The organism is Sphingomonas sp. FUKUSWIS1, from assembly GCF_000733135.1.
Taxonomy (GTDB): domain Bacteria; phylum Pseudomonadota; class Alphaproteobacteria; order Sphingomonadales; family Sphingomonadaceae; genus Sphingomonas; species Sphingomonas aerolata.
Genome location: NZ_JPJC01000284.1, coordinates 3,412 through 10,497 on the forward strand (window position 1 = coordinate 3,412; position 7,086 = coordinate 10,497).

Consider the following 7,086-nt stretch of genomic DNA (forward strand, 5'->3'; position numbering starts at 1 on the left):
CATCTATGATGCGCTCGGCCGGTACCTGTTCGTCGGCCTGACGATCGACATGTAAGCGATCCTTTCGGACGCGATATCGGGGGGCGGCGGATCACGGATCCGCCGCCCCTTTTTTTTGGTTCGGGCGGCCGGTCCGGAGTGACGCTGAAGCCCGAGCCGTGGCCTCGCCAAGCTGCTGTCGCGGGTGCGACGTGAAAATGCCTTTGCCTAATTATTATGCGTAGAGAGGATCTGCTGTCGGAAAAAGCAACAGATTGTAAGAAAAAGCACCAGTGATTGTGTCTTTTTCGCTACACGAGATTGCCAAAGCATTCGGCCGCCCGGATGCATTCTTTACAGGATGCGACAGCACCTCCATCCCATCGCCATGTCCTTCGGGGTCGTGCTTCGGCGCGATGAAAGGGGCGGAAAATTGCCCGGCGTACCGCGATGCGGGCGACCGGGTTCAAGCGAGGGATCATGATGACCAGCATTTCGTTGACCAAGAAGGCGCTCCTGCTCGCGGCTGCGACGCCGTTCGCGTTCGCCATGGCGGCGCCGGCGTTCGCGCAGCAGGCGACGCCGCCCGAGCAGAACGGTGTCCCGTCGAGCGACGTCGCCGCGCAGAACCAGCCCGCCGCCGGCGACGAGATCGTCGTCACCGGATCGATCATCCGCGGTACCGATACCGGCATTTCGCCCGTCACCACGCTGACCACCGAAAATCTGGATTCGCGCGGCATCAACACGGTGCAGGCCGGCATCCAGGCGCTGTCGTCGAACAACGGCCCGGCGCTGACCAACTCGTTCACCGCCAACGGCGCATTCGCCGCGGGCGCGTCTTCGGTGTCGCTGCGTGGCCTGTCGACCAACTCGACGCTCGTGCTGTTCGACGGCCTGCGCGCCGCCTATTACCCGCTGTCGGATGACGGATCGCGCAACTTCGTCGATCTGAACACCATCCCCGACGACATCGTCGAGCGCATCGACGTGCTGCGCGACGGCGCATCGTCGAGCTACGGTGCCGATGCCATTGCAGGCGTGGTCAACGTGATCACCAAGCGCAAGTTCAACGGCATCAGCGGTCGCGCCGAGGCCGGCATCTCCGAGAACGGCAACAACGCCAACCAGCGGCTGACGCTGACCGCGGGTACCGGCGACCTCGACGAGAAGGGCTACAACGCCTATGTCAGCGGCTTCTATTTCCGCAACGAGGGCGTGTACCAGCGCGACCTGCCGGCGCCCTTCAATTCGGACAACCTGACCGGGATCTGTTCGAACCGCACCGGCACCACGCAGTGCGGCCCGAACAACACGGCGAACGGCCTTGACGCGAACGGCGCCCTCAACGGCTTCGCGATCGGTACGGGCAATTTCTACGTCCGTCCGGCCGACGCCGCGAACACGGTCGCATCGGGCCGGTACCAGCTGCTGAACCCGGCAGCGGGCTGCCTCAACGGCACCCCCTACAACCCGACCGCCGCGCAGCTCGCCACGCCGGCGAACGTGACGACGCCGACCACGGTCTGCCAGGTCGACAACACCAACAAGTACGACATGGTGACGCCGAACATCGAGCGTTTCGGCGGCTCGGCCCGTTTCAGCGCAAAGGTCGGTGCCGACTCCGAGGCATATCTGCTGGTCAATTTCGCCCAGTCGGCGAGCAACTATACCGGTCGTCCGTCGGTCATCCGCGGTAACGCACCGGCCGGCATCCTCTCGCCGCAGTTCTCGACCTCGCAGGCGCAGACTGCCGCGCTGGCCGCGGGCTCGGGCGTCCTGGCATTGCCGGTCTATGTCTGCGCCGCGCGCGTGAACTGCGGTCCGACGAACGGCACGCTGAACCCGAACAACCCGTTCGCGGCACAGGGCCAGGTCGCTCGCCTCGTCGGCGCGCTGCCCGACACCGTCACGCAGAACGAGACCCGCAGCCGCGTGTACCGTGCCGCATTCGGCCTCAAGGGCACCGTCCTCAACGGGTTCGACTATGACTTCAACGCAACGGCGATGCACACCGACCTGCGGGTGAAGACCAACGGGTATGTCTATATCCAGAACCTGCTCAACGTCATTGCCGACGGCAGCTACAACTTCGTCAACCCGGGCCTCAACACCCAGGCGGTGCGCGATTATCTGACGCCCGAGAACATCACCGACACGACGTCGGATCTCTATCAGGCGCAGCTGACCGTCCAGAAGTCGCTTGCCACGCTGCCCGGCGGTGACCTGCGCGTCGCGGTCGGTGGCTCGATCTTCTACGAAGCCGTCGACGCGCCCAGCGCGAACGACGACTATAACGGCGCGACGCAGCGGTACTTCACGCTGAACGCCTTCGGTACCAAGGGTAACCGCACGGTGAGCTCGGCCTTCGCCGAAATCAACGCACCGGTTCTCGACGTGCTGACGCTCAACGGTTCGGGTCGCTACGATCACTATTCGACCGGGCAGAGCAACTTCTCGCCGAAGGTCGGCGCGATCTTCACGCCGCTCCAGCAGGTCACGGTGCGGGGTACCTATTCGCGCGGCTTCCGTATCCCGAGCTTCGGCGAGGCGAATGCACTGCCGACGACGGGCTATGTGACGCAGCAGATCTCGGCGATCCCCGATGCGTTCCTTGCCCAATATGGCGCAGGCTGTTCGCAGGCGAGCCCGACGGCGTGCCCGGCCTATCTGACGTCCTACTCGATCGGACAGACGACGCTGGCATCGCCGGAGCTGAAGCCCGAAAAGTCGCGCAGCTTCACCGGTGGGCTCAAGTTCGACCCGATCCGCAGCGTGTCGCTGACCGTCGACTACTACAACATCAAGAAGACCGGCGCGATCACGACGCCGGACAATTCGGCCGCGATCGCAGCCTATTATGCCGGTGCCGCACCGGTTGCCGGGTTCGAGGTCATCGCCGACGCACCCGACGTCAACAACCCGAACGCGCGTCCGAAGATCGCCTTCGTCCGCTCGCAGCTGATCAATGCCGACACGATCAAGTCGTCGGGCATCGATTTCGGGATCAACGGCGCGTATGACTTCGGTCCGGTCAAGTGGACGTCGAACCTGAATGCGAGCTACATCATCGAGCTCAGCACGACGATCGACGGCGAGAAGCAGCGCTATGAGGGCACGCTCGGCAACTTCAACCTGACCGCAGGGTCGGGGACGTTCGAGTGGAAGGGCAACTGGCTCAACACGTTCGACTTCGGCGACTTCGCGGTCAGCACCACGGTCAACTACACGTCGGGCTATGACCTGTCGGCGACCGACCAGGGCGACCAATACAAGGATTGCGGCCAGGCTGCCGTGTACAATGACTGCCACGTGAAGAGCTACATCACGGTCGATGCGAACGTGAACTTCAAGGTCACCGACAAGTTCAGCTTCTACGTCAACGCGCTGAACCTCTTCGATCGCCTGCCGCCGGTCGATACCGTCACCTATGGCGCGTATCTGTACAATGCGATCCAGGGTGGCGACGGCATCTTCGGTCGTCAGTATCGTGCAGGCGCGAAGTTCAACTTCTAAGCCGATACCCACGCGACAAATCGGGGCGGGTCCTTCGGGACCCGCCCTTTTTTTGTGCCTGCGGTTCGGGGGCTCAGCCGACCGCGAGCACCAGTTTCCCGTCGCCCTCGTCGATATGGACGGTGGCGCCGTCCTTGACCTCGCCGCGCAGGATCATGTCGGCGAGCGGGTCCTGGAGGTAGCGCTGGACCGCGCGTTTGAGGGGACGCGCGCCGTAGACGGGGTCGTAGCCGACGCGGCCGAGCCAGGCGCGGGCGGCTTCGGTGAGGTCGAGCGTGATCTTGCGGTCGGCGAGCAGCTTGTCGACGCGCGACACCTGGATGTCGACGATCGGCGCCATGTGCGCCTGGCCGAGACGGTGAAACAGGATCACCTCGTCCAGGCGGTTGAGGAATTCCGGGCGGAAATGCGACCGGACGATCTCCATCACCTGCGGTTCGACCGACGACACGTCGTCGCCCTCGGCCATGTTGGCGAGATACTGGCTGCCGAGATTGCTCGTCAGGATGATCAGCGTGTTGCTGAAATCGACCGTGCGGCCCTGGCCGTCGGTCAGGCGGCCGTCGTCGAGCACCTGGAGCAGCACGTTGAACACGTCGCCATGCGCCTTCTCGACCTCGTCGAACAGGATCACCTGATAGGGCCGCCGGCGGACCGCCTCGGTCAGCACGCCGCCTTCCTCATAGCCGACATAGCCGGGAGGCGCGCCAATCAGCCGTGCGACCGCGTGCTTTTCCATGAACTCGCTCATGTCGATGCGGACCATCGCCGAGGGATCGTCGAACAGGAATTCGGCGAGCGCCTTGGTCAGCTCGGTCTTGCCGACGCCCGTTGGCCCGAGGAACAGGAAGCTGCCGAGCGGACGGTTCGGATCCTGAAGCCCCGCGCGTGCGCGCCGGACCGCGGTGGAGACGGCCTTGACCGCATGCGCCTGGCCGATGACGCGCTTGCCGATCGTCGCCTCCATCGCGAGCAATTTGTCGCGCTCGCCCTGGAGCATCCGCTCGACCGGGATGCCGGTCCAGCGGCTGACGACGCCGGCAATGTCGTCCGCATTGACCTCCTCGCGCAGCATCGCGCCCTTGGTCGCGCCCGCCGCCTCGTCGAGCTGGCGCTGCAGGCCGGGGATCGTGCCGTAGGAGAGCTCGCCCGCGCGGGCGAGGTCGCCCGAGCGCTGCGCCTGGTCGAGTTCCAATCGCGCGGCGTCGAGCTGTTCCTTCAGCCGTGCCTCGGCGTTGATCTTGTCCTTCTCGCCCTTCCAGCGCGTCGTCAGCTCGGCGGACTGTTCCTCGAGATTGACGAGGTCGCCCTCGAGCGTGTCGAGCCGGTCGATCGAGGCCTCGTCGGTCTCGCGCTTCAACGCCTCGCGCTCGATCTTGAGCTGGATGATGCGGCGGTCGAGATTCTCGATCTCCTCGGGCTTGGATTCGACCTCCATGCGGATCCGGCTCGCGGCCTCGTCCATCAGGTCGATCGCCTTGTCGGGGAGGAAACGGTCGGTGATGTAGCGGTTCGACAGCGTCGAGGCGGCGACGATCGCGCCGTCCGTGATGCGGACGCCGTGGTGGAGCTCGTATTTCTCCTTCAGGCCACGCAGGATCGAGATCGTGTCCTCGACCGTGGGTTCGCCGACCATGACGGGCTGGAACCGGCGCTGGAGCGCGGGGTCCTTCTCGACGTACTTGCGATATTCGTCGAGCGTGGTCGCGCCGACGCAGTGGAGCTCGCCGCGCGCCAAAGCGGGTTTGAGCAGGTTGCCCGCGTCCATCGCGCCTTCGGATTTGCCCGCGCCGATCAGCTGGTGCATCTCGTCGATGAACAGGATGACGTCGCCCTCGGCGGCCTTCACCTCGTCGAGCACGCCCTTCAGCCGCTCCTCGAACTCGCCGCGATATTTCGCGCCCGCGATGAGCGAGCCCATGTCGAGTGACATCAGGCGGCGGTCCTTGAGCGTATCGGGGACGTCGCCGTTGGCGATGCGCAGCGCGAGGCCTTCGGCGATCGCGGTCTTGCCGACGCCGGGTTCGCCGATCAGCGCGGGGTTGTTCTTGGTGCGGCGCGCGAGGATCTGGATCGTGCGGCGGATCTCCTCGTCGCGGCCGATGACGGGGTCGAGCTTGCCGTCGCGGGCTGCCTGGGTGAGGTCGCGCGCGAATTTCTTGAGCGCGTCATAGCGGTCCTCGGCGCCCGCGGTGTCCGCGGTACGGCCCTGGCGGACGCTGTTGATCGCGGTGTTGAGCCCCTCGGGGGTGACGCCGCCGGTCTTGAGCGCCTTGCCCGCGGCGGTGTTGAGCGAGAGCGCGAGCGCGACGAGCAGGCGTTCGACGGTGACGAAGCTGTCGCCCGCCTTGGTCGCGATCTGTTCGGCCTGGTCGAGCACGCGGACCGCGTCATTGTCGATGCCCGGCGTGGTTTGCGCGCCCGAGCCCGACACCGCGGGGATCTTGGCGAGCGCGAGATCGGTCTCGGATGTCGCGCGCTTCGCGTCGCCGCCCGCGGCCGCGATCAGCCCCGCGGCCATGCCCTGTTCGTCCTCGAGCAGCGCCTTCAGCAGATGCTCGGGCGCGATCCGCTGATGGTTCATGCGGATCGCGACGGTCTGCGCGGACTGGAGGAAGCCTTTCGCGCGGTCGGTGAATTTGTCGATGTTCATGGGCGTATCCCTGTGGTCTTTGGCCAGAGATGGTGTTGTATTTAGGCAACACAAGAGGGCGGCGTTGCATCATGCTAGGGACAAGCGCCGCGGGCCGGAATAGCGTTTATTGTCGGTGTCGAAGCAGCGTCGTCATCGCTATAAGCCCCCGCGCATGCTATATGGGTGGAGTGTCAACAGCCATTCCCCATATCTACGCCATCGGCATCGAGCCGGCCGACATCGACTTCATGGGTCACGTCAACAACGCGAACTATCTGAAGTGGGTACAGGCCGCGGTGATCGATCACTGGCAGCGTCTCGCCCCGGCCGAGGCGGTGGCGGGGCATTTGTGGGTCGCGCTGAAACACGAGATTACCTACCGCAAGCCGGCGTTTCTGGACGACGACGTGATCGCGACGGTGCTGCTCGAAAAGGTGCAGGGCGCGCGGGCGTTCTACGAGACGATCATCAAGCGCGGCGAGGACGTGCTGGCCGAGGTGAAGTCGAGCTGGTGTTGCCTTGATGCGGAGACGCTGCGGCCTTCGCGACTGGCGAGTAACGTGGTGGAGCGGTTCTTTCCGAAGGATTGAGGGGCCTAGACCCGCCGTCATTCCCGCGGAGGCGGGAAGCCAGACTGGCTGGCCTTTGTGGTTGCCACCTTGGTTTGCCGGTTTGGATCCCCGCCTTCGCGGGGATGACAGGTTTTGGGGCTGAGTGCGGTCGTCGGTCTGGGGTCGCTCGATTGGGGCGAACGGTCAGCCATCTACACCACCTCCCCGGCGGAGGCCGGGGCCCAGGTGGGACGGCCCTCATGACTCCGCGTCGCCTCACGTTATTTCCGTTTCCCAACTGGGCCCCGGCCTTCGCCGGGGAGGTGGCCTAGTCGTCACACCACCTCATACGGGACCGCGCCGCGGCGGTTGGGGTCGACGCGGATTTCGCTGGCGGCGGGGGGG

3 protein-coding genes are annotated in these 7,086 nt (G+C 65.1%); 2 read left to right on the forward strand and 1 reads right to left on the reverse strand.

Features of this window, described 5'->3' with window-relative positions:
- Positions 1–459: 459 nt before the first annotated feature.
- Positions 460–3,495 (forward strand): TonB-dependent receptor domain-containing protein, encoded by a 3,036-nt coding sequence (locus tag sphsw_RS18060; protein ID WP_031441836.1) that lies wholly within the window; start codon positions 460–462, stop codon positions 3,493–3,495.
- 73 nt (positions 3,496–3,568) lie between these two features.
- Here the strand turns inward: sphsw_RS18060 and clpB are convergent, their stop codons facing one another.
- Entirely contained in the window at positions 3,569–6,148 is a 2,580-nt protein-coding gene (clpB, locus tag sphsw_RS18065) for an ATP-dependent chaperone ClpB (protein ID WP_031441837.1), read from the reverse strand.
- Positions 6,149–6,318: 170 nt separating this feature from the next.
- Here clpB and sphsw_RS18070 point away from each other — a divergent pair, with 170 nt between their 5' ends.
- Positions 6,319–6,720, forward strand: a complete 402-nt coding sequence (locus sphsw_RS18070; RefSeq protein WP_031441838.1) for an acyl-CoA thioesterase — start codon at positions 6,319–6,321, stop codon at positions 6,718–6,720.
- Positions 6,721–7,086: the final 366 nt, after the last annotated feature.

What these genes read in the sequence shown, in the direction of transcription:
- clpB (WP_031441837.1), bottom strand. Translation starts at nt 6,148, where the DNA reads ATGAACATCGACAAATTCACCGACCGCGCGAAAGGCTTCCTCCAGTCC.
- sphsw_RS18060 (WP_031441836.1), top strand. Translation starts at nt 460, where the DNA reads ATGATGACCAGCATTTCGTTGACCAAGAAGGCGCTCCTGCTCGCGGCT.